We start from the raw sequence: 22,940 nt of genomic DNA, 5'->3' as shown, positions 1-22,940 counted from the left end.
ATGGATACAATCATTACACTCTATCAAGCATTTGTTCATATGGATCTTGCAACACTCTCAAATCCAGATGTGTTATGGATATTATATGGCATGCTTTTTGTTATCATTTTATTAGAAAATGGTGTATTACCGGCAGCCTTTTTACCGGGAGACAGTTTACTGTTTCTAACCGGTGTATTGATTAGTCTTGATGTTTTTCATTTTGGTCTAATAAACTTAATTCTAATTGCGGGCGCCGCATTTGGTACATGGCTTGGTTATGCGCAGGGGCGCTGGCTTGGCAATACTAAAATTGTGCAAAATTGGATGGCACATTTGCCCGAAAAATATCATCGTAAATCAGAAGTTTTATTTCATAAATACGGATTACAAGCCTTATTTATCGGACGATTTATTGCATTTGTGCGTACTTTATTACCGATGATGGCGGGATTATCGGGTTTACATAGTCGCAAGTTTCATATCTATAACTGGATTAGTGCGACATTATGGATTTTCTTAATTGTTACATTAGGTTATCTATTCGGCTTATCGCCGGTTTTCAAAACCTATGAAAAGCAAATCATGTCGTTGCTTATGTTAATTCCGGTAATTTTATTGCTATTAGGTTTACTTTTTACAATTTGGCTAGCATTTAAACGTTGGTTGAATAATAAAAAGCAAGTGAAACAAGATACAACAGAAAAGTAAAAGAGCGAAATTAACCGATAAGCCGGGTTCTGTCGTGGACAATCATTCCTCTAGGCTAATACTCACGCATTAGCTCAAGCAGTCTACCCGGATTCAACGCGGGCCGCGCCAATGAATCCCTATTTGACCTTGCTCCGAGTGGAGTTTACCGTGCCACAACTGTTACCAGTTGCGCGGTGCGCTCTTACCGCACCCTTTCACCCTTACCTGATCTTATTACTAAGCCATCGGCGGTATACTCTCTGTTGCACTAGTCGTGAATTTTAGCTCTCGCCAAAACCCCCCAGGCGTTACCTGGCACTCTGCCCTATGGAGCCCGGACTTTCCTCCCCTCTGTTTGTCTCCCTTTTGCAAAGGACTACAACAAAGCAGCGATTGTCTGGTTAATTTCGGCAAAGAGTATAACCTAATCGTTATTTTTGTCCAGAACAGAATAAGTATTATGGCTGCAATCTGTGCAAAAGTATTAATTTAAGCATAATTAAATTAGTGTTTGCTGAATAAGCCGTGTAGTCAGAGAAAATAAAGCAAAAAGCACATCAATGTGATGTGCCTTACTTAATACGTAATGAGAATTACCATTTTTTCTGTTTATTATTTTGATCATAGTTAAACCAAGTCACCACACCTTGGTTAACAATAACTTCTAATGTACCTTCAAGAATATTGTAATTGGTTTCACCTAATAAAACGTGACTAGTTGAACTTTTTTTCAGATATTTATAAGTCCATTTAGTTTCATTACTATTGATAACTGTTTTAGCTGTTGGTTCACCAAATATATGTAAAAGTTGTGCTTCAGTAGTTGATCCTTCCACTATTTTATTCACCTTTTCGTGATTAAGAGGAGTACCTTGTTCATAATAATTTTTTTGTGAACATGCTGCTAATGCCAATATTGAAAAAAGAACGATCAAGATTTTACTAAGGTTTTTCATGGGTTATTGCCTATTAATTATGATTTTTAACAAAAGATAGCTAATCATAACATAGCTTTACAGTTGTAGAAAATGAAGAAATCAAAGATTTCAACAATAGTAATTAACAGCAATTATTAACATAAAAAGATAAAATGAATATATGGAAACATATAATGTTTCTTGATGTTTCCAATTATTTTTTAAATGGATAAGATATTTATATCTATTTATTGTTTTATGCGGTATCGTCTCGTTTTTTTCTTAATACTCGTTTAATTGGTTGTTTTGTCATGGAATTAATATAACGACTAGGCCAAATTTGCGAAGGTTTCAAATTAAGTGCTTTGGCTATAATCGTTTCTCCTTTGGTCCATGGTCTCACCAATGCATTGCTTAATGTTGATGAACTTAAACCTGATTTGCGAGATAGTTCTGCTAGAGTTGTGCCTTTCTTTTTTAATGCTGCAATTATATCTGCTTTGTGCCAGTCGTTAGATTTTATTTCCATTTTTTCTTCCTTCTTAGTTTATAACATTAAATATCTATGTTATGCTTTCATGTTATCAAAACCAGTAAGTTTATAATTTAACTTTTAACATCATTAATAAGTTGTTTCTTATTATTGTAACAAAGTTTCTTTAATTTCTATAACTTTTTTCTTGTTTCTTAAAAGTAGGGTAATTAAAATGAAAGAATGGTTTTCTCCCAAAGAATTGTTAAGCATTGCTGGAATGCCTTCAACAACACAAGGGATTAACCGTAAAGCAAGAGCTGAAAAGTGGACTTCTCGAAAACGATCTGGTGTTCGTGGTAAAGCACTTGAATATCATATAAGTAGTTTATCGATAGATGTGAAAAAAGCTTTATGTCTTGAAGAAGAAAGTGCGACTTATGTGGTTTCGCCGATTGATCCACTACAACTTTGGATAACCGCATTTGAGCAGTTATCTACTGAAGAACGAACAATTGTCAGTTCATGGCTAATGCGTAATGGTATTAAAGATTTCATTACCTTTATTAATAAACATAAAAAAGATAATTAGTGTTATTGTATAAGCTGATATATACTTTAACGTCAGAAAATTTTAGTTGCTACTATGGAATAACCAATGGAAAATCAGTTTCAATTAACGAATAGTAAAGAGATTATTATTTATTTAGCTCAACAGTTTCCGAATTGTTTTACAATTGAAGGGGAAGCCAAACCTTTAAAAATTGGCATCTTTCAAGATATTCTTTCTCGTCTTGAAAATAGTGAAGTACTAAGTAAAACGAAACTCCGTGTTGCATTAAGAGGTTACACAATGGGGTGGCGTTATCTATATAGTATAAAAGAAGGCACACATCGAGTTGATTTAGATGGTAACCCAACTGAAGTTATCACCAAAGAACAAGAGGAACATGCTCAACAGCAATTGAAAGAAAGCAAAGAACAAGCTAAAGAACGAGCAAAACAAAAACGTAAAGCGGCCCCAAAACCGGCTAGAAAGCCACGAGCTTTGAAATTAGGTGATTTTGTCAAAGTTAATGTTGGTAATAAACCAATAAAAGGACAAATCATCACAATTGAAAAGGAACATATCAAAGTTAAAGTAGGCGCTGGAATGGAATTAATGGTCAAACCTGAGCATATTATTAACAGATAGAGAATTTATATGAATAAGCTACTGAAAAGTTTTGTTAAATTCGGTCTCATTTTATGCATAATTAGTACTGCCGCTCAGGCTAAAACGTCGGCAACAGAACAAATTCCTGTTTTAAAGCAAGACGAAGTACATCAAGTGGTTGCCAAACGCGTGACCAATTTTTTTACGCAATCACATTACCGTGACTTTTCGTTAGATGGTGCTTTTTCTGCTAAAATTTTCGATCGTTATTTCAAATTGTTAGATGGTAATAAGACCATCTTTCTTCAAGATGATGTAAATAAATTTCGTAATCGTCAAGAACAATTGGGGCAAGAACTCATGGATGGCGATTTAAAAACTGCATACGATATTTACAATCTTTTCTTGCAAAAACGTTATAATCGTTACCAATATGCGCTTGAGGTTTTACAGCGTCCGATGGACTTTAATACTAAAGACCAAATAAATTTCAAACGTGAAGATATGGCGTGGCCAACCTCTGAAAAAGAGCTTGATGAATATTGGGATAAACGAGTTAAATATGATGAGTTAAATTTATCTTTAACTGGTAAAAATGAAGGCCAAATTCGTGAAGTTCTAACCAAACGTTATCAACGAGTATTAAAAACCATTGTCCAATCCAATAATGAAGATTGTTTCCAAGTATTTATGAATGCCTTTGCGCGAGAAATTGATCCTCATACTAGTTATTTAGCGCCACGTAAAAAACGTGATTTTGATTCAGAGATGAGTCTTTCTTTTGAAGGTATTGGGGCAACGCTTAGTCAACAAGATGATTATACTGTGATTATGTCTTTTGTGACTGGAGGCCCAGCCGAGAAAAGTAAATTATTATCAGTCGGCGACAGGATTATTGGTGTAGGACAAAGTAATTCTGCTATTGAAGATGTCATCGGTTGGCGTTTAGACGATATCGTTGACAAAATACGTGGACCTAAGAATACCGTAGTTAAATTAGAAATTTTACCCGTTGGTAATAACAGTAAACCGAAAGTGATTGAAATCACTCGTGATAAAATTCATTTTGAAGACCGTGAAGCTAAATTAAAAACTATCGATAATAGCCGTGGAAAAATCGGTGTGATTGAAATACCGAGTTTTTATATTGGTTTAACCAAAAAAGTTGAATCTTTAATTATAGAAGCCAATAGCGCAAAATTACAAGGTTTGGTTATCGATTTACGTGATAACGGCGGTGGTTCATTAGCTGAAGTAATTGAATTAACAGGATTATTTATCGATAGTGGTCCAGTTGTACAAGTACGTGATAATTTACAGAAGATCACCACTTACAATGATAAAAATAAAGGCATTGAATATGCTGGCCCAATTGTTGTCATGATTAATCGTTATAGTGCATCAGCATCAGAAATTTTTTCAGCAGCGATGCAAGATTATGGTCGAGCTATTATTGTTGGTGAAACTACCTATGGTAAAGGTACAGTACAAACTTCTCGTAATATTTCATACCCAGTAGATGCCAGATTGCATCCTAAATGGCCAGAACTTGGTGGTGCGCAATACACGGTACAAAAATTTTACCGTATTAATGGTGGTAGTACTCAATTAAAAGGTGTCGTACCTGATATCGAGATGACGAAAAGTCAGTATGTTGATGAAACTGGAGAACGCTTCTTAGATAATGCTATGCCGTGGGATAAAATTCCATCCGCTGATTATCTCACTGTTGCTAATATTAAACCATTGCTAGCTAACTTAAAATCTCAGCATCAAGCTCGTATTGCTAATAATCCTGAATTTAATTATATTGAAGAGGATATTAAGCGATTTAATGATAAAAAAGATAATGAATATTTGGTTTCTTTGAATAAAAATGAGCGAGAAACAGAACAAAAAGCTAACGATGATCGTGATTTAAAAAGGATGAATGAACGTTTAAATCGTGCTGGGTTAGCACAAATTACCAAATTAAAAGATTTGCCTAAAGATTATAAACAACCAGATGCATTTTTAGATGAGGCGGTCGAAATCCTACTTGATTTAATACCAAATTATCCTAGCATTGAAGCTAGTAAAATTAGAGGTGGATTTCTTTCTTTAGATAAACCAATTGAATAGTTATAAACAAAAAGTAAGGAATAAGTATTATGAGTATCAATTTAAAATATGCTTTAATCGCAACGGTTCTTGTTTTAGCTGTTTTTGCTGTATTCGGAACCATCGTTTGCATGAATTAACACTTGATTAATTGTTTGCAGATAATTATAGTATGCACCCTGCTTTCAAAAAGCAGGGCTAAATTAAGGTGAGGTGTCCGAGTGGTTGAAGGAGCACGCCTGGAAAGTGTGTATACGGCAACGTATCAAGGGTTCGAATCCCTTCCTCACCGCCATAAATATTTATTTAGTCATCGAAGGAAAGAGCCATTAGGTTCTTTAGCATTGCCAAAAAAATCTTTTAATATGGTCTTGGCATTTACCTCAGCTTTAATGACCTGACGTGACGATTAATCTCTTCCTCTCCACGATCTTTCGGAGTTACTATGGAAAACTTACGCACTGTTCAGGATTATATACGCTGGACCACTTCGCAACTTAGTCAATCGGATATCTTTTTAGGCCATGGCACCGATAACCCTATCGATGAAGCTAAACAACTTATCTTAGCTACGCTAGGCTTATCACTATTTATTCCTCCAGAATTTTATGCTGCAAATCTGACTAATGATGAAAAACAACAACTAAATGAGATCATCAACAAACGTATTAATGATCGCTTACCAACACCTTACCTAACTAATCAAGCGTGGTTCTGTGGTCATAGTTTTTACGTTGATGAACGGGTCTTAATTCCACGTTCTCCTATTGGTGAACTGATTAATAATCAGTTTAAAGATATAATCAGTAGTGAACCAAAAAATATTTTAGATCTCTGTACTGGTAGTGGGTGTATTGGTATTGCTTGTGCTTATGCATTTCCTGATGCTCAAGTTGATATTACCGATATTTCATTAGAAGCATTAGATGTCGCTCAAACTAATATTGAATTGCATGATATGCAATATCAAGTTACACCAATTTTGTCCGATCTATTTAATCAATTAGATAATAAAAAATATCACCTAATTGTGACTAATCCTCCTTACGTTGATGATGAAGATATGAGTGATCTTCCTGACGAGTTTTTATATGAGCCAAAATTAGCACTCGAAGCAGGATTTGATGGATTAGACTTAGCAAAAAGAATTTTACACGATGCTTGTGACTATCTAACACCTGATGGTGTATTAGTCTGTGAAGTTGGTAATAGTTGGGTATCTTTACAAGAACAATATCCAGATGTACCCTTTAACTGGATCAGTTTTGAGCATGGTGGGTTTGGCGTATTTGCAATCACGCAGGCTGACTTGAAGACTTATCAGCACTATTTTAAATAAATTAACTATAAAATAAAAAATTGGAATAAGAACTATGGCTGGAAATACAATCGGTAAATTATTTAAAGTCACAACCTTTGGTGAATCACATGGTACTGCATTAGGTTGCATTGTTGATGGCGTGCCACCAGGAATGAATTTAAGCGAATCCGATATGCAACACGATCTTGATCGCCGCCGTCCTGGTTCATCTCGTTACACTACGCAACGTCGAGAGGCTGATCAAGTAAAAATCCTATCCGGGGTATTTGAAGGTGTGACTACAGGTACAAGTATTGGATTATTAATTGAAAACACCGATCAACGTTCACAAGATTACAGCAAAATAAAAGATATTTTTAGACCGAGCCATGCCGATTATACCTACCAAAAAAAATATGGTATTCGGGATTACCGTGGTGGGGGTCGGTCATCGGCACGTGAAACAGCCATGCGTGTTGCGGCAGGTGCTATTGCCAAAAAATATTTACATGAAAAGTTAGGTATTACCATTCGTGGTTATTTAGCTCAAATGGGTGATATCCAGTGTCAATTAAATGATTGGCAACAGGTCGATCAAAATCCTTTTTTCTGCCCAGATGAAAGTAAACTAGAAGCACTTGATCAACTATTAAGGCAGCTTAAAAAAGATGGCGATTCAGTTGGCGCTAAAGTCTGCATTGTGGCAGAAAATGTTCCGGTCGGTTTAGGAGAGCCCGTCTTTGATAAATTAGATGCTGATCTTGCCCATGCATTAATGAGCATTAATGCAGTAAAAGGGGTTGAAATTGGTGATGGTTTTGCTGCGGTTAATAAACGTGGTAGTGAAAATCGTGACGAAATAACCCCGCAAGGATTTTTATCAAATCATGCTGGTGGTATTTTGGGGGGAATTAGCTCGGGACAAACTATCATTAGCAGCATAGCATTAAAACCAACTCCAAGTATTGAGATTGCTGGACAATCAATTAATATTAATGGAGAAAGTGTTGAAGTTTCAACCCATGGTAGACATGATCCTTGTGTCGGTATTCGAGCAGTGCCTATTGCTGAAGCAATGGTCGCGATCGTATTAATGGATCATTATCTTCGCTATCGGGCCCAATGTAGTGATGTAAAATAATCATGAGTTATGAATTACTGGTTTTACTTTTTTTAATTGCGACGTTAGCAGGCTTTATTGATTCAATTGCTGGTGGCGGTGGACTATTAACAGTACCAGCACTACTTGCTGTAGGATTACCACCAGCTAGTGCATTAGCCACTAATAAATTACAAAGTTGTGGCGGTTCGTTTTCTGCTAGTTTCTATTTTATTCGCCAGCGTATGGTTGATTTAAAACAGCAAAAATGGGCGATTGCTTGTGCATTCATTGGTTCCGCTCTTGGCACATTATCAGTCATGCATATACAAGCGGATTTCTTAAAATTATTGTTACCAATATTAACCATTAGTGTAGGACTTTATTTTCTACTATCACCAACAATCGGAGATAGTGATCGTAATAGTCGGCTTTCGTTTTTACAGTTTGCTTTGATTCCTGCGTTGATTATTGGCTTTTATGATGGTTTTTTTGGGCCCGGTGCAGGATCATTCTATGCACTCGCATATATTACTCTGGCTGGATTCAATTTAACTAAAGCAACCGCTCATACCAAAGTACTCAATTTTACCTCTAATTTAGCAGGATTAATCTTCTTTATTGCTGGAGGTGAAGTGGTATGGTCAATTGGTTTAGTTATGTTAGTTGGCCAATTTATCGGCGCAAGATTAGGTGCAAAAATGGTTATTGCTAAAGGACGAAAATTAATAAGACCAATGTTAATTACCGTTTCTACCATTATGAGTGTCAAATTAATCTATGAAAACTTCTTTTAATCATTGCTAATAAAATTTAGAACCAGTTTTAGTACAATCAATAAGCTAACAACCAAGAATACATTAGCCAATTAAAAACCCCGTTCCTCAAAATTTTGAGGAACGGGTTTTTTGCATTTCCCAAAGTCTATATTTTAAATCAATAATAAACCCTTTTTTTTACATCAAAATTAATCTGATAAAAATCAGATAGTTGAAATTAACCGCAAAAAAAGGGTTTTTAATATCAAAATTGTCATTTACCTTTATTTGAACAATGATTATATTATATTGGTTTCTAGTTCAACGCCGTATAGGTGGTTTAGAAACGCCCGGGCACCACGTTCCTGATAGAGCGAGCCGTTCAACGCCGTATAGGTGGTTTAGAAATTTTCGGAAAAGGGTTTATATCCGAAATGCGTGTTCAACGCCGTATAGGTGGTTTAGAAATGAAATGGTTATAGATGCAAGAAACAAAGCGGGTTCAACGCCGTATAGGTGGTTTAGAAACCGACGAGTTCGCAAATCTATTTTTATGTCAGGTTCAACGCCGTATAGGTGGTTTAGAAATTGAGTACAACCGCTTAACAGCAGCAGGCAAAGTTCAACGCCGTATAGGTGGTTTAGAAATCACGCAATCGAATATCCATGGGTTTTGATAGGTTCAACGCCGTATAGGTGGTTTAGAAATTAATTAAAATATTAATAATATCTTCTGTAGTGTTCAACGCCGTATAGGTGGTTTAGAAATGCTATTACTGGACAATTTAAGCTGTTTGTGTTGTTCAACGCCGTATAGGTGGTTTAGAAAGCAAGAAAAAGAAGATTTGAATAATCGCCTAGGTTCAACGCCGTATAGGTGGTTTAGAAAATGATGTGCCTGCTGATACTTCAGGGATTGCGGTTCAACGCCGTATAGGTGGTTTAGAAACGTATGAAATTCTGACCGCTATTTTTTGCCGCGTTCAACGCCGTATAGGTGGTTTAGAAAATATAATTTTTACGTAATTTTGTAATATCGCCGTTCAACGCCGTATAGGTGGTTTAGAAAATATTGTTGATAATTATTTATTAATGCATCGAGTTCAACGCCGTATAGGTGGCTTAGTGGTATTGCTAAATAAGCTAAAAAACTGAACTCATATGTTCAGTTTTTTTGTATACTAACTTTTTGTATTCACTCGATAAGAGAAAATATAGGCTATAACAGCAATAATGCCAAATATAAGAGATAGAAAAAACATTGTCTGATAGGCGCAATTTACTGAAATTATTTGATCTAGAGTTAGGTTGATTAATATTCCTGATAATACGCTTCCAAATGCACCTCCAATTTGCTGTATCACACGAGTGATAGCACTTGTATCCTTAATCTGATTTTTTTCACAAAACTCAAATGGAGAAGAGAGAACAGCAATCGTAGCAACACCTAATCCGGAGCCTCGAACAGTAAAACCGATGATTTCAGAGGCGTTTCCACCTACTTGAATTATTAATATACTTATTGCTGATATTATTAGACCTATACCAATAATTAGAAATGAATTTATCTCACTTAAAGATTTATAAATAAATTTTCTCGCCAACCAAGCTCCTACACCTTGTAAGGCAAGTAGCAGACCAATATAAGTAATGGATATATTATTATTTATTGCTTGTATTAAAGGAAAAAAAATCATGAAACCGAAAAAGATAAGTGATGTCAGAAATCCCATAATTATTGCCAGAGAGTATTGATAGCAATTAAATGCACTTAAATCGATTAGTTTATTGTCTGACTTATTATTAGTAATAAATGAAACCATCATCAAACCAATTGCGAAAACCAGCATAATAATATTAGAAGTACCAAAAAAATGTTCTGTCGTGATATTTTTAATTGAGATGAAAAATAGGATTAAAGCAATTAAAAATGTCATAAATACATAAATATTCATATTATATTTAGATGTTTTAGTCTCTGGTATTGTTGTCCTACCAAAGAAAAAAGCTAAAAGCGCCAAAGGTATGTTGATAAAAAAAGCAATTCTCCAATTTAATTGTTCCGATAGGATTGCGCCAAAAATTGGTCCTAGTGCTGGGGCAAAGACTGACGGAATAGCAATCAATGCCATAACCGGCTTTAGCCTTTGCTTAGCAAAATGAGTCGCTATTATCGATTGAGTGATAGGTATTAATATTCCTGCACCAAAACCTTGTAGGCATCTGAACAAGATTAAAGAAACCAGATTATATGAAAATCCAACTAATATAGAACTAATAAGAAAAACAAAAATTGAGCCGATCCATGCTTTCTTAAGCCCAAAATTTTCATGCATATAAGGTGATAGTAATATACCAGCTGCGCAAGCAAGCATATATATGGTAACCGCCCACTGTATATAAGCATAAGAGGCATTAATGTCATTCGAAATTGCGGGTAAAATAACATTAACAATACTGCTATCTAATAATGGTAATATACTAGATAGCGTCATCGCAAATACTAACTTTCTTTCTGAAATGGTCAGGTCTAGCGATTGTTTCATATTAAATCCTTTCCATATTATATTTAGTTGCGCCTTGTGTATATATTCCATTGAATGTTGATGATGTAATTTCTTTATAATTTTTATGTTTTTCTTTCATGTATCTGTTTCCTTATTCAAACCAGACTATTAAGCAATTAATAAATTTGAAAATTACCAATTAATTTGTCTAAAAAACGATTATTTTGTTGATTTACAACTTATCTATTTATTGCTAACGTGTTACCTTTAACTTAATTGAGAAGACTTTAGGATAGCCAGTAGAATAGCGTTTTACTAGCCAATTTAAGCCACAAAATATCCCATTGGGGCCATATAAATGAATACTCCACTCATTTCTCCACAGTTTGCTTCTTCTGATAGCGAACCGATGATCATATCAACAGCCAGCCACTCTTCACAAAGAGTGACACAACGTCATGGTCATTCGAGAGGACAGTTACTCGGCTCATTACAGGGATTAATTTCAATTGAAGCAGAAAGTAGTCAATGGGTAGTGCCTGCAACTCATGCTGTCTGGATCCCCCCGAATGTACAACATAGTCTTCTTGGAACGCATGGACCATTCGAAGGATGGAGCCTCTATATACAAAAAAATGCATGCATTAAACTACCTATCAAACCATGCATTTTAGAATTATCTGACTTATTGCGCGAAGCAATTAACCGAACCATGTCATGGCATAATTCAGAACTGCAACCAGAACAGAAGCGATTAATTGCCGTGATACTTGACGAGATTAGAACAATCCCGCAAGTTGAGCTAGCACTGCCAATGCCTAAAGATATGCGTCTGTTAAAAATCGCTTTAGCTTTGTCTGATAATCCTAGTGATGATAGAAATATTGACGAATGGGGCGTTTGGGCTGGTATTTCCCGACGTTCATTAACACGTCGATTTACCAATGAAACCGGATTTAATTTTACCGAATGGCGTCAGAAACTGCGCATGTTAAAAGCGTTAGAATTGCTTGCAGTTGGAAAACCAATTACAGAAATATCTTTATATTTAGGTTATGACAATATAAGTGGGTTTATTGCTATTTTCCGGCGAAATTTTGGGGTAACACCAGGTAATTATCAAAGAGCCATGCGAAACCGTCTCTCATGGCGAAACTTTACTTATACTTCTATTCAAAATGATAATCATATTAATGATAAATTAATCAAATAAATTTTTTCTAAGTCTCGTAATGTAATTAGCAATAAAAGTCGGTTTTAGTAAATAGATCAATTTTTAGAGCAATATAATTTTTTTAATAGAAATAAAAAACTTGTACTTGATAAGTTAATCCCAAAATACCTTCAGATTTAAAAAATCATCTAAGCTATTCAATAATAATTAGCAAAAACCTCAATTAAACAGTTTATTATATGATTTAAGTATTAACTTAAAAAGAAAATAACTTACTATGAGATTCATGCCGTATAGGCGGTAAAATCATTTATTAAATCTCTTAGATAATTATTTAAAAGACTCGTTTTATAAATAAAACAATGTTAATTTATTGCTATCTAGAACTTGAGTTTATTTACTTATTATCATGGATTTAATTCATTCGTCTGATCTTAAAACGATTTTACATTCTAAGCGTGCAAATATCTATTATTTGGAGCATTGTCGAGTTTTAGTCAATGGCGGTCGAGTTGAATATGTGACTGATCAAGGGCAGCAGTCATTATATTGGAACATTCCAATAGCTAATACTAGCTGTATTTTACTTGGTACCGGCACTTCATTAACTCAAGCTGCTGTGCGTGAGCTTTCTCGTGCAGGAGTCATGATTGGTTTTTGTGGCGGTGGTGGAACGCCTCTATTTTCCTCGACAGAATCGGAATTTGCCTGCCAATTTTTTTCACCGCAAAGTGAATATCGTGCAACCGAATATCTGCAAAGTTGGTGTCAATTCTGGTTTGACGATAATCTCCGCCTACAAGCTGCGAAAACTCTTCAACAACAGCGACTCAAAATCATTCAGCAATGTTGGCCGAAATTTGATTGGCAAATTGACGATAAGCAACTCATTACACTATTAAATGATGCTGAAAAACAATTTCAAGATGCGGCAACGAGTCAAGCATTGTTAGCTGCTGAAGGGCGCATCAGCAAACGCCTTTATGGCATGGCAAATCAACTTACTTTACAAGATGATAATTTTAAACGGGAGCAAGGTTCACGAGGCAAGCATTATGATCCTGCTAACCAATTTCTAGATCATGGTAATTATTTAGCTTATGGATTAGGTGCAACAGCTTGTTGGGTATTAGGCTTACCACATGGTCTGGCTATACTACATGGCAAAACCAGACGTGGGGGGCTAGTATTTGATGCTGCTGATATTATTAAAGATGGCATAGTGTTACCACAAGCTTTTATATCAGCTAAACAAGGTGATAGCGAAAAAGAGTTCCGACAAGCATGTATTTCTCAATTTGCTCAGTTAGGTGCACTGGATATGATTATTGATACATTGAAGCAGATAGCAGATAGAACATGAATATTTTACTGGTTAGCCAATGCAAGAAAAATGCATTAACTCAGACTCGTCGTATTATCGATCAGTTTGCTGAACGTTGTGGTGAACGAACTTGGCAAACGCCGATGACTGCCGATGGTTTACAGACACTGTATAAATTATTACGTAAAACAGCACGAAAAAATACTGCCGTTGCTTGTTACTGGACGCATGGAAAAAATCTAACCGATCTACTCTGGATTGTTGGTGATAAAAGCCAATTTAATCAACAAGGCCGAGTGCCAACTAATCGTACTAAGCGCAATATATTACGCAATGATAGTGAAAATAGTTGGCAATATGCCACATCTATCCAACTTATCGCAACCATTGCTGCGCTATTGCATGATTTGGGCAAAGCGACAGTCGGTTTTCAAGATAAATTACGTAAAAGTCGACTGGCAGGTGATCCGTTTCGTCATGAGTGGATTTCATTACAGTTATTTTTATTGATGATTTGTGATTGTACCACTAATCAAGAGGTTTTAATCCGTTTAGCTAATTTTACTGATTATCAACAAATTACACCTGATTGGTATAAAGAACTATCAAAGACAGAAAAAAACGATCTCTCTCATTTGCCATTATTGGCCCAATGGATTGGCTGGTTAATTGTGTCACACCATCGCATGCCTTTTTTAATGCCAGTTAGATATAAAGATTGTCAAAGTAAACAAAAAGATGATTTCGATATTTCGGGTCTCACAATAAAAAGCTTTTTTAAAACATTCAAAGCAGTTGAACAATGGGTTAGAAATTGTAATATTGAAGACAGTGCCGATTTTTGGCAACTTAAAAGTGATATAACCTTAAGCCAATCTTGGCTTAAAAAATTAAGTCGCTATGCAAATAAGGCAATTAATCACCCACCTTTAATGCAACTAACCAATGTTGATTCATTATTATTACATCTATCACGATTAAGTCTTATGGTTGCTGACCATAACTATTCCAGCATATCAATCAATGACGAAGAAGCCCAAAAGGTTGAAGATATTCTTATCGCCAATACCAATAAAAGCCAGCAAGCCAATCAACGATTGGATGATCATCTATTAGGTGTTGCTAATCTTACCGCTCGTTTTGCTCGCTTGTTACCTAAAATGAACGCTGAATTACCAGCCATTAATCAGCATAAACCATTTACGCAACGCACTACGATTAAACGCTTTCAATGGCAAAACCATGCTTTTGATTTGGCTAAAAGTTATCAACAGTTAAGTGATGATAATGGTTTTTTTGGCGTCAATATGGCATCGACTGGCTGTGGTAAAACCTTAGCTAATGGTCGAATTATGTATGCATTATCAAATCCACAGCGTGGAGTACGATTTACGATTGCTTTAGGATTACGAGTATTAACTTTACAAACAGGTAAAGCGTTACGAGAAAGATTGCATTTAACTGATGAGCATTTGGCTATTTTGGTTGGGGGGCGAGCAACAAAGACCCTATTTGAGTTAGAAAATCAGCCGCAAATTACTAAAAATGAAAATGAGATAAATCCCGAAACGCTTGGTTGTGAATCGATAGAATCATTAGTCGATGAATATATTGATGTGATAGAGAGTGGTATTGCTGACTGTGAACTAGGTACCATTATTGAAAATAGTAAGGCTCGTCAATTGATCTATGCGCCGATTGTGACATGTACCGTTGATCATTTAATGCAAGCTAGCGAATGTCTCCGAGGTGGCAAATATATCGCCCCTACCTTAAGGTTGCTTACAGCGGATTTAATTTTAGATGAACCGGATGATTTTGATCAGCGAGATTTACCAGCTTTAGCAAGGTTAGTTTATTTAGCCGGGCTTTATGGCAGTAAAGTGTTACTCTCATCAGCCACCTTAACACCAGACCTTATTGGTGGTTTATTTGATGCTTATCAAGCCGGTCGAAAAATTTGGAATCAGAATACAGGAAGATCTAATCAGGGGATTATTTGTGGATGGTTTGATGAATATCAGCAGTCAGTCGAACAAATAGCTGATACGGTTAATTTTAAACATCATCATACGCAGTTTATCGAAACAAGAATAGCGAAGTTGCAACAAGGGGCAATTCGCCGTCGAGGGCAAATTTTAGAATTATTAAATTACCCATTCAATAAAAAAGAAAATTTAGATGCAGGCTATGCTCTATTGGCACAACAGTTATTAGATCAAGCTTATCATTTTCATTTACAGCATCATCAACAAGATCCGCAAACCAACAAAAAAATTAGTGTCGGTTTAATGCGTTTTGCGCACATTGATGATGTGATGTCGCTCACTAAGCAAATCTACCAGCAAACTGAGTTACCGGCAAATGTTCAATTTCATCTGGTGGTTTATCATGCCAGACAACTACTACTATTGCGCAGTCAATTAGAAGAAAAACTGGATAGAATTTTAAACCGTGGTGATGCTAATAAATTATTTCAACAACCTGAAATCCGTGCAGCAATAAAAGACAGTGATAAACAACATCATATTTTTATCGTCATCGGTACACCGGTTACTGAAGTTGGACGTGACCATGATTATGATTGGGCAATTGTTGAGCCATCTTCAATGCGTTCAATTATTCAGTTAGTAGGGCGAGTTTGGCGGCATAGACCGGAAAAAATAGCCAAAAGTGCCAATGTGGCGATTCTAGGCAGTAATTTAGAAGCGATGAAAAACGGCAACAATTTAGGTGTTAATAGCGCTTGCTTTACTAAACCGGGGTTTGAACAAGAACCATTGTTTTTATTAAAAACCCATAAGACTGAACAACTGATAACAGCAGAACAATTAGCGAATATTAATGCGGTTCCTCGTATTATGACTGATTCGCAAGCAGGCTTAACACTAGCAGAATTAGAACATAAGGTTATGGCAAATTTGTTTCCAATCAATGCGCGCAAAAGTAATTATGTTACCAGTTATTGGCAAACTGATTTGGCACATCACCATTGTGTTCATCTACAGTTAATTTCGCCTTTTAGGTTGCAAGAGCAACCACAAGAGGAGTATATCTGCCAACTTGATGACAACGGTGAATACCAATTTAGTTATGCCGAAATCGCTTGGCAAAAACCAAACCAACAGTGTGAGGATACACAAAATTACAATTTTAAATATGATAATTGGCAATTTACCAATCCACTGATACAGCCATGGCTTACCAATACCGTTGAGCAAGCGATTACTCAAATAGCAGAATATTTTCCAGATAAAAATCATTATCGGCTAGCTAATGAATTTTGTACTATTAATTTAAATAGCGAAACACGCTGGTGCTTTCATCCCTATTTTGGTTTTTATAAAGATAGAAGCTAAAAGAAAAGGTTATTTATTATTTTTTAGAAAAATTTTATATTTAAAAAAGGTGTTTCCTCAACTATTTTTATAGAAAATAATCAGCTGAGTAGTGCATGCTAGTAATGTTTGAGTAATTACTCTATACTTAACTGCACTGCCGTATAGGTAGTTTAGAAATATGAAATTAGGTCTAATATTTCGCTTAATCATTACCGCCGAATAGGCGGTTTTTCTTATTAGTTTGCAATAAATTATTATCAAATAATTACATTACCCCTATGATATTAGATCTAAAAATATTGACTTTTACTGATTGATGTATAGAATGACAAACATGTAATGAAAATTACATGTTATTATTTCTATAAAATTAGATGTAATATAAAAGAAAACCCCAAATGTTCGAGATTTGGGGTTGTTTAAAATTTATCCAAAATATAATGGGAGGACAAAATTTTGTTTAAGGATAAAACGTTGACAATGCAATGTCAAATTTCAATTGACCAATTTGTATTAAATAAATTACAAAAATTTGTAATTGATAAACAAGCTGCAAATGATGAAGTTATTCTAAGTTTAGCATCAAATTCTAATTATTATTCAGTAAAAGATATTATGAAAATACTTAATATCTCAACTAGAAAAGAAGTTGAATTATTGATTAAAAACTTAGCGCTCAATCAATCAAAATATAGACATTTAAACACTAATAATCAATGGCTATATAATAATGAAGCACTTAATATATTAAAGTTATATTTAATTTATAAAGTAGCATAAAAATAAAAGGCTTATACTTAATTGTATAGGCCTTTTTGTTTAGTATATTGAAAATATAAGGAGGGCCAATGAATAATATTTCTTGGCAAGATATAAGAAAGGTTATTGTCGACTTTCTTCAGCAACGGCTTGCTAATAACAGCAGTTATAAAAGTGAACTGACCAAATTAGAAAAAGCTAAACAAGCGGGCGATCAAAAGGCTGTTAATGAATCTCAACAGAAGATGTCAGAACTGAGTAAAAGATTTGATTTTGAAAATTGGATGGAAGATGCGGTAACGCGTAGATTGTTTTGGATATCCATTTGTCACCACTCTTCTAAGGCCATTCATTCTTCAAGTTTAGGTGATAATGTTAACAATTTTACAATTACCAAACCAAATGAACAGCAATATGTATCTTCATCAACACCAACACATTTAGTAGCTGATAGTTCAGGAAATGCTGCCGGTTTAGATATATTTTCTTTATTGAATCAATGTATTAATGGAGATAAAACATTATTAGAATTAATTATTGACGATCATCCAGCTGTACTAAAAGCGCTATCTGATGATGAGCAGAAAGCAGCAATCTATTTAGCCAATTTTAAAAAAGTTATTTTTAATGATTTTGAAAAACCGAAAGCTGACGAACTTAATAAGCAACTTTATTGGCCGAATAGTGAAGAGAGTTATTTGTCACAACAAGAAGATAATTATCGTTTGCTTGTTCCTCTGCATCCCACATCTTTGTGTAATGTCGTCTATCAAAAAGTACAAACCCGCTTTTCCGAAGAAAATAAAAAAGCTCGTGAACAACGGCGCTTGAAGGGAGCCGAACATCAACCTTATTTTACTTTTCATGAGCTTGCGGTGGTTAAACTTGGAGGGAGTAATCCACAAGGGGTAAGTCAATTAACTAGTAATCAAGGCGGTCGTAATTTTTTATTACCTTCAATGCCACCTAAATTCGAGCGCTCTCGATTTCCGTCAATCAGCTTAAATAAAAAAAATGTATTTGACCATTCCTTACAGTATTTCTGTCGATTTGGTTTTCGCTTACTGTTCGATATGGTTGCTGCACCCAAAAATGTAGTTGAAGAGCGGGATAACCGAAAAGATGCCTTTGCGGTTATTTTAACTTTATTGCTTAAATTTGCTCGGAATATACAAACTTCCATGCCGGCAGGTTGGAGTCGTGATTATTCGTTGCCAATGTCACAAAAACTTTGGCTTGATCATAATCGGGCTGAACTTGAAGATGAAGAAAACTTTAAACATCAGTATGAGCAAGGTGATTGGTTAGGGGAGTTAGAGCTTGATTTTGCTTCCTGGATTCAAAAAGCCTTAAAAAAGAAATTCAAAAATATTGAAACACAATTTTCTGATGTTGAATATCGAGAATGGTGTCGTGAATTTCACGCGGCAGTAAAAGCAAGTCAACGTAGGAAGGAGGGGATCTTCTAATGGCATCTTTAAAATACTATCTTCTGTTTGACCATGTCAAAATTCATAATGCCAATGCTATCTCCAGTCCATTAACTTATGGTTTTCCGGCTATCTCGGGCTTTTTAGGGGCGGTTCATGCTTTAAATCGAAAAATTGAGTCGGATGATCCTATCTATCTGGATGGTGTATTAATCGCTTGTCATGATTGTGATGTACAAGTTTATCGACCTAATAATTATGCGGATTATACTTTTCGACTCACTCGCAATCCGTTAGCTAAAAATGGTGATACCCGCTCGATTATCGAAGAAGGTCGGGTTCATCTAGATGTGTCTTTAATTGTTGAGGTGAAAATTGAGGATCGTGAAACCCTCGATGATGTTAATGATCAAGAAAAATTTATTAACCAGATAAGACAAAAGCTCTATCAGCAACGTATTGCTGGTGGTCAAGTTATTGAGATTGAATCAGTAGGATTATATTCAGCTTCAGAATCTCTTGATGATTTAACTCAAGCTTTATTACCTGCTTTTGTCTTAGTTGAAGCGCAGCAAGATTTACAGGAAATCACCGCCGAGCTACAACAAAAAGATCCGAATGCCACTGAGCTTGATGCGTTAGTTGAAACTGCCATGTTGCATCATCATCCGCAAGAAAAAGATCAGTGGCAAACCACATCGGTCAAGCAGGGACGAGGTTGGTTAGTGCCAATACCCCTTGGTTATCAAGCTATTTCACCACTGTTTGAAGCAGGAAAGGTTGAACATGCCCGTAGTAATCAACATCCAACGCAATTTGTCGAATGTATTTATGGATTAGGTAAGTGGGTATTTCCACTAAGGTTACAAGACAATTTATCACAAGCATTTTGGCGTTATAAATGCAGCGAACTGCAATCGAATGACGCAGATATATATATTATTAATCAAGATTAATTAAACAAGTTTAGCATTGAAAAAAGGAATGAATTATGAGTAAAGATAAAATCACCACCGCATCAGTATTAGCCTTTGAACGTAGTTTTGATATTTCTGATGCCATTTTTGCCCAGCAAAATAGCCATGATGACCAAAAATTAACACCAGTTTTATTATCTGAAAAATCTGTTCGCGGTACCATTTCGAATCGTCTTAAAAATGCTTTAGCAAATGATCCGGCTAAATTAGATGCGGAAATTCAAAAAGCTAATTTACAAACAGTCGATGTTGCAGCGCTTGATGCCGATAAAGATACCTTAGTGGTTAAATGGAGCTGTAAAGTACTACCTTTCTTAGGTTCGCCATCAGTCTGTAATGATATTGATTACCAAGAAGAGTTAACCAAAACGACTCAAAGCTATATTAAGGCTGAAGGGATGCAAGCACTAGCTAAACGTTATGCTATCAATATATTAAATGGCCGTTGGTTATGGCGTAATCGTATGGCTGCTGAACAAATCAGTATTAGCATTACTCGTAAAAAAGATGACAAAATAGCAACGATTGAAGTGAGTGATGTTAAGCAATATCAATTAAATTCATTTGATTATGATGACAAATCAGTAAATGACCTCGCTGCTTTGATTGAGGCAGGATTATTAGGCAAAGAGTTTGTTATTTTCGATATTCAAGCCAAATTAAAAATGGGATTAGGGCAAGAGGTCTATCCATCACAAGAATTGATTTTGGATACTGGTAAAGAAAAAAGTAAAGTCTTGTATGAAAAAAACGGTCAAGCAGCAATGCACTCGCAAAAAATCAGCAATGCCATTCGAACTATTGACACCTGGTATGCAGAAAACGCCGAGTTTCCGATTGCCATTGAACCTTATGGTGCAGTTACCACTATGGGACATGCTTTTAGACAACCTAAACAAAAACAGGATTTTTATACCTTATTTGATAATTGGGTACTCAAAGGTGAAAAACCAACGCTTGAACAACAACATTATGTTATTGCAGTTCTGATTCGTGGTGGTGTATTTGGTGCTAGTGGTAAGGAGTAATATTATGCTTACTCACTATTTTGAACTACGGGCAATTCCACAACTGGAGATAACTGAAACTGAAGTGATTAATCAAGTTATGCAATCACTGCATCAGGTGTTAGTTAATCATCAAGGCAATATTGCGGTTAGCTTTCCTTGTTATAATGTCCACAGAACATTAGGTGGGATTATCCGGTTATTTGGCGATGAAGCGCAGTTACAACAATTTAAAACGGCCTTACAGCAGCAGGCCGTAGTTAGTGATTACACGTTAGCTTTGCCAATAGCATCTGTACCGACAAGTGTTAAAGGTTACCTACGCTTAATTCGTATCAATCCTAAAGGACAAAGTGCTTTAAGACGAGCCGAAAAACGTTTAACCGCACAAGGTAAATGGTCAGCCGAGGTAAAAAACAAAATGGTTGAAAAATGGGGCAGCCTTCATTTGAACTATCCACACCTTCATTTTGCTAGCAAAAGCACTGGGCAACATTTTATTATGTGGCTGAAACAACAAAAATGTGCAACGGCTGTTGAAGGAACATTTAATAGTTACGGACTCAGCAAAACAGCAACTGTTCCTGATTTTTAACTAAATAATAAGGGCATTATTATAATGCCCTTAGCTGCCAATAATTAACAATATTAACGGTACAAATTTTGAGGAGCGTACTTTTTAAAGCTAAAAAATTTGAGGAAAGGGGTTTTTAAAACCTAAATACCATGCAGTGTTAACCCTTTTTTTTAACTAAAAATAAAATTTTTAAAAATCAATTAATTGAAAAGCCACCAAAAAAAAGGGTTTTTGCAAAGTAAAATAGTCTTTGCCTTTTGCACAACAATGTTTATAGTATTTGGGGTTCTACTTCAAGGCTGCATAAGCCGTTTAGAAACATCGTGGATTGCAGTTTGGGTTGGTCAAAATCTTCAAGGCTGCATAAGCCGTTTAGAAATGTGATAGGCGACTGCTCTTTCAGTTGGTGATCTTCAAGGCTGCATAAGCCGTTTAGAAAATTGCTTGCTGAGCTTGTTGTAATGCATTTTGCTTCAAGGCTGCATAAGCCGTTTAGAAAACTAAAAAAACGTGTGCCCTTATTTTCATAACCTTCAAGGCTGCATAAGCCGTTTAGAAAGGACAATAGTAAATATGATTTAAACCTAACTCCTTCAAGGCTGCATAAGCCGTTTAGAAACAACTTATCAAACGCCCAAAGTTCAAGGCTGTAAAAGTGGAAAATTTTGAGGAGCGGGGTTTTTAAGACTAAAATCCATCCGATAAATCACTAAAATTAGTTATAACATCAGCTAGGGTCAATAATAAAAGTTTATTTTTATCAATTAGTTTAGTGCTTCTCATTTAGCGACATCAGCAATGTGCTGACAACTGAGTGAGATTAGCATGACAAACAGGGATGTTTGACAAGGCTGTTGTTTGTCAGAAACAAATCACAGCCGGTGCGTTAAGAGCGAACGAAGGCGGAAGGCAGTCACATCGTGACCACTTGCGTGGTCGCCGCGGGAGTTGGTAAAGAGGGTTCGCGTAAACCCTCTTTACTCGGACGTAATTGTCGTATAGAACTAGCTACCAAACAACAAAACGTCCGAAACTCACCGCATAAAAAAATTTGAGGAGTGGGGTTTTTAAAGCCTAAAATCCATCCGATAAATCACTAAAACCAGCTATAACATTAGCTAGTTCGAATAATAATAGTTTATTGCTTGCAAAGTAAGTTTGGTGAATTTTATCTAGCGACATGAGCAATGTGTTGATAACTGAGTGAGGTTAGCATGGCAAAAGGGAAGTTTGACAAGGCTGTTTTTTTGTTAGGAACAAATAACCGCTGGTGCTTTAAAACGAACGAAGGCGGAAGGCAGTCACATCGTGACCACTTGCGTGGTCGCCGCGGGAGTTGGTAAAGAGGGTTCGCGTAAACCCTCTTTGCT

Annotated in this window: 19 protein-coding genes, 1 tRNA gene, 1 other RNA gene and 2 CRISPR repeat arrays; of the genes, 17 read left to right on the top strand and 4 right to left on the bottom strand. The window is 35.7% G+C overall.

The window, feature by feature from the left end; genetic code table 11:
• On the top strand, positions 1 to 690 hold the full coding sequence (locus tag H3T54_RS02800) for a DedA family protein (protein WP_110447290.1): 690 nt from the start codon (positions 1 to 3) through the stop codon (positions 688 to 690).
• Positions 691 to 692: 2 nt separating this feature from the next.
• Here H3T54_RS02800 and rnpB read toward each other — a convergent pair.
• The 3 genes from rnpB to H3T54_RS02785 form a co-directional block, all read right to left on the bottom strand.
• Positions 693 to 1,081: RNase P RNA component class A (rnpB, locus tag H3T54_RS02795), an RNA gene on the bottom strand.
• Positions 1,082 to 1,265: 184 nt separating this feature from the next.
• Positions 1,266 to 1,628: an outer membrane protein assembly factor BamE gene (gene bamE / locus H3T54_RS02790; protein ID WP_110447291.1), complete on the bottom strand. Its 363-nt coding sequence runs from the start codon at positions 1,626 to 1,628 to the stop codon at positions 1,266 to 1,268.
• Positions 1,629 to 1,845: 217 nt separating this feature from the next.
• Positions 1,846 to 2,118, bottom strand: a complete 273-nt coding sequence (locus H3T54_RS02785; RefSeq protein ID WP_110447292.1) for a helix-turn-helix transcriptional regulator — start codon at positions 2,116 to 2,118, stop codon at positions 1,846 to 1,848.
• A 178-nt stretch (positions 2,119 to 2,296) separates the two neighbouring features.
• Between H3T54_RS02785 and H3T54_RS02780 the strand changes: the two genes are divergently transcribed.
• The 8 genes from H3T54_RS02780 to H3T54_RS02745 all read left to right on the top strand — a co-directional run bounded on the left by H3T54_RS02780 (position 2,297) and on the right by H3T54_RS02745 (position 8,513).
• A complete protein-coding gene (locus tag H3T54_RS02780; RefSeq protein WP_110447293.1) occupies positions 2,297 to 2,653 on the top strand; it encodes a DNA-binding protein in 357 nt (118 codons plus the stop codon).
• A 66-nt stretch (positions 2,654 to 2,719) separates the two neighbouring features.
• Positions 2,720 to 3,256: an RNA chaperone ProQ gene (proQ, locus tag H3T54_RS02775; protein ID WP_110447294.1), complete on the top strand. Its 537-nt coding sequence runs from the start codon at positions 2,720 to 2,722 to the stop codon at positions 3,254 to 3,256.
• A 9-nt stretch (positions 3,257 to 3,265) separates the two neighbouring features.
• Entirely contained in the window at positions 3,266 to 5,338 is a 2,073-nt protein-coding gene (gene prc / locus H3T54_RS02770; RefSeq protein WP_198220807.1) for a carboxy terminal-processing peptidase, read from the top strand.
• Between the two features lie 29 nt (positions 5,339 to 5,367).
• Entirely contained in the window at positions 5,368 to 5,457 is a 90-nt protein-coding gene (locus tag H3T54_RS02765; protein WP_110447296.1) for a YnhF family membrane protein, read from the top strand.
• Between the two features lie 67 nt (positions 5,458 to 5,524).
• Positions 5,525 to 5,612 (top strand) — tRNA-Ser (locus H3T54_RS02760).
• A 150-nt stretch (positions 5,613 to 5,762) separates the two neighbouring features.
• Positions 5,763 to 6,656 (top strand): 50S ribosomal protein L3 N(5)-glutamine methyltransferase, encoded by an 894-nt coding sequence (prmB, locus tag H3T54_RS02755; RefSeq protein ID WP_198220805.1) that lies wholly within the window; start codon positions 5,763 to 5,765, stop codon positions 6,654 to 6,656.
• Between the two features lie 34 nt (positions 6,657 to 6,690).
• Positions 6,691 to 7,758 carry a chorismate synthase gene (gene aroC / locus H3T54_RS02750; RefSeq protein ID WP_198220803.1) on the top strand — a complete coding sequence of 356 codons (1,068 nt, stop codon included), beginning with the start codon at positions 6,691 to 6,693 and terminating at the stop codon, positions 7,756 to 7,758.
• A gap of 2 nt (positions 7,759 to 7,760) precedes the next feature.
• Positions 7,761 to 8,513, top strand: coding sequence for a TSUP family transporter (locus tag H3T54_RS02745; protein WP_086363024.1), 753 nt, complete (start codon positions 7,761 to 7,763; stop codon positions 8,511 to 8,513).
• A gap of 280 nt (positions 8,514 to 8,793) precedes the next feature.
• A CRISPR array of direct repeats spans positions 8,794 to 9,603; the repeat unit is 28 nt; unit sequence GTTCAACGCCGTATAGGTGGTTTAGAAA.
• 52 nt (positions 9,604 to 9,655) lie between these two features.
• On the opposite strand, the gene H3T54_RS02740 is transcribed toward H3T54_RS02745, so the two are convergent.
• A complete protein-coding gene (locus tag H3T54_RS02740) occupies positions 9,656 to 11,020 on the bottom strand; it encodes an MFS transporter (protein WP_198220801.1) in 1,365 nt (454 codons plus the stop codon).
• Positions 11,021 to 11,339: 319 nt separating this feature from the next.
• Between H3T54_RS02740 and H3T54_RS02735 the strand changes: the two genes are divergently transcribed.
• From H3T54_RS02735 to cas6f, 8 genes are all read left to right on the top strand, one after another.
• Entirely contained in the window at positions 11,340 to 12,194 is an 855-nt protein-coding gene (locus H3T54_RS02735; RefSeq protein ID WP_198220799.1) for a helix-turn-helix domain-containing protein, read from the top strand.
• A 370-nt stretch (positions 12,195 to 12,564) separates the two neighbouring features.
• Positions 12,565 to 13,518 (top strand): type I-F CRISPR-associated endonuclease Cas1f, encoded by a 954-nt coding sequence (gene cas1f, locus H3T54_RS02730; RefSeq protein WP_198220797.1) that lies wholly within the window; start codon positions 12,565 to 12,567, stop codon positions 13,516 to 13,518.
• Positions 13,515 to 16,838 (top strand): type I-F CRISPR-associated helicase Cas3f, encoded by a 3,324-nt coding sequence (gene cas3f / locus H3T54_RS02725; protein WP_198220795.1) that lies wholly within the window; start codon positions 13,515 to 13,517, stop codon positions 16,836 to 16,838. Before cas1f ends, cas3f begins: the two co-directional genes overlap by 4 nt.
• 438 nt (positions 16,839 to 17,276) lie before the next feature.
• Complete coding sequence (locus tag H3T54_RS02720; protein WP_198220793.1) at positions 17,277 to 17,600, top strand: hypothetical protein; 324 nt, start codon at positions 17,277 to 17,279, stop codon at positions 17,598 to 17,600.
• Between the two features lie 68 nt (positions 17,601 to 17,668).
• The gene (gene csy1 / locus H3T54_RS02715) at positions 17,669 to 19,048 is read left to right on the top strand and encodes a type I-F CRISPR-associated protein Csy1 (RefSeq protein ID WP_198220791.1); all 1,380 of its coding nucleotides are present in this window, start codon (positions 17,669 to 17,671) and stop codon (positions 19,046 to 19,048) included.
• On the top strand, positions 19,048 to 19,965 hold the full coding sequence (gene csy2 / locus H3T54_RS02710) for a type I-F CRISPR-associated protein Csy2 (protein WP_198220789.1): 918 nt from the start codon (positions 19,048 to 19,050) through the stop codon (positions 19,963 to 19,965). The genes csy1 and csy2 overlap by 1 nt, the downstream gene beginning before the upstream one ends.
• Positions 19,966 to 20,000: 35 nt before the next feature.
• Positions 20,001 to 21,014, top strand: a complete 1,014-nt coding sequence (csy3, locus tag H3T54_RS02705; RefSeq protein ID WP_198220787.1) for a type I-F CRISPR-associated protein Csy3 — start codon at positions 20,001 to 20,003, stop codon at positions 21,012 to 21,014.
• Positions 21,015 to 21,018: 4 nt separating this feature from the next.
• Entirely contained in the window at positions 21,019 to 21,588 is a 570-nt protein-coding gene (cas6f, locus tag H3T54_RS02700) for a type I-F CRISPR-associated endoribonuclease Cas6/Csy4 (protein ID WP_110447307.1), read from the top strand.
• 273 nt (positions 21,589 to 21,861) lie between these two features.
• Positions 21,862 to 22,237: direct repeats of the CRISPR family, unit length 28 nt; unit sequence CTTCAAGGCTGCATAAGCCGTTTAGAAA.
• Positions 22,238 to 22,940 lie beyond the last annotated feature (703 nt).

This window comes from Gilliamella sp. B14384G10 (assembly GCF_016101685.1).
Lineage (GTDB): Bacteria > Pseudomonadota > Gammaproteobacteria > Enterobacterales > Orbaceae > Gilliamella > Gilliamella apis_A.
The sequence above is the reverse complement of the archived record's forward strand: the minus strand, read 5'-3'. Positions and strand labels throughout refer to the sequence as shown.

Coding starts and splice junctions, on each gene's coding strand:
- prc (WP_198220807.1), top strand. CDS start 3,266: ATGAATAAGCTACTGAAAAGTTTTGTTAAATTCGGTCTCATTTTATGC.
- cas3f (WP_198220795.1), top strand. CDS start 13,515: ATGAATATTTTACTGGTTAGCCAATGCAAGAAAAATGCATTAACTCAG.
- H3T54_RS02735 (WP_198220799.1), top strand. CDS start 11,340: ATGAATACTCCACTCATTTCTCCACAGTTTGCTTCTTCTGATAGCGAA.
- csy2 (WP_198220789.1), top strand. CDS start 19,048: ATGGCATCTTTAAAATACTATCTTCTGTTTGACCATGTCAAAATTCAT.
- H3T54_RS02745 (WP_086363024.1), top strand. CDS start 7,761: ATGAGTTATGAATTACTGGTTTTACTTTTTTTAATTGCGACGTTAGCA.
- prmB (WP_198220805.1), top strand. CDS start 5,763: ATGGAAAACTTACGCACTGTTCAGGATTATATACGCTGGACCACTTCG.
- csy1 (WP_198220791.1), top strand. CDS start 17,669: ATGAATAATATTTCTTGGCAAGATATAAGAAAGGTTATTGTCGACTTT.
- proQ (WP_110447294.1), top strand. CDS start 2,720: ATGGAAAATCAGTTTCAATTAACGAATAGTAAAGAGATTATTATTTAT.
- cas6f (WP_110447307.1), top strand. CDS start 21,019: ATGCTTACTCACTATTTTGAACTACGGGCAATTCCACAACTGGAGATA.
- H3T54_RS02780 (WP_110447293.1), top strand. CDS start 2,297: ATGAAAGAATGGTTTTCTCCCAAAGAATTGTTAAGCATTGCTGGAATG.
- aroC (WP_198220803.1), top strand. CDS start 6,691: ATGGCTGGAAATACAATCGGTAAATTATTTAAAGTCACAACCTTTGGT.
- H3T54_RS02785 (WP_110447292.1), bottom strand. CDS start 2,118: ATGGAAATAAAATCTAACGACTGGCACAAAGCAGATATAATTGCAGCA.
- bamE (WP_110447291.1), bottom strand. CDS start 1,628: ATGAAAAACCTTAGTAAAATCTTGATCGTTCTTTTTTCAATATTGGCA.
- H3T54_RS02800 (WP_110447290.1), top strand. CDS start 1: ATGGATACAATCATTACACTCTATCAAGCATTTGTTCATATGGATCTT.
- H3T54_RS02765 (WP_110447296.1), top strand. CDS start 5,368: ATGAGTATCAATTTAAAATATGCTTTAATCGCAACGGTTCTTGTTTTA.
- H3T54_RS02740 (WP_198220801.1), bottom strand. CDS start 11,020: ATGAAACAATCGCTAGACCTGACCATTTCAGAAAGAAAGTTAGTATTT.
- cas1f (WP_198220797.1), top strand. CDS start 12,565: ATGGATTTAATTCATTCGTCTGATCTTAAAACGATTTTACATTCTAAG.
- csy3 (WP_198220787.1), top strand. CDS start 20,001: ATGAGTAAAGATAAAATCACCACCGCATCAGTATTAGCCTTTGAACGT.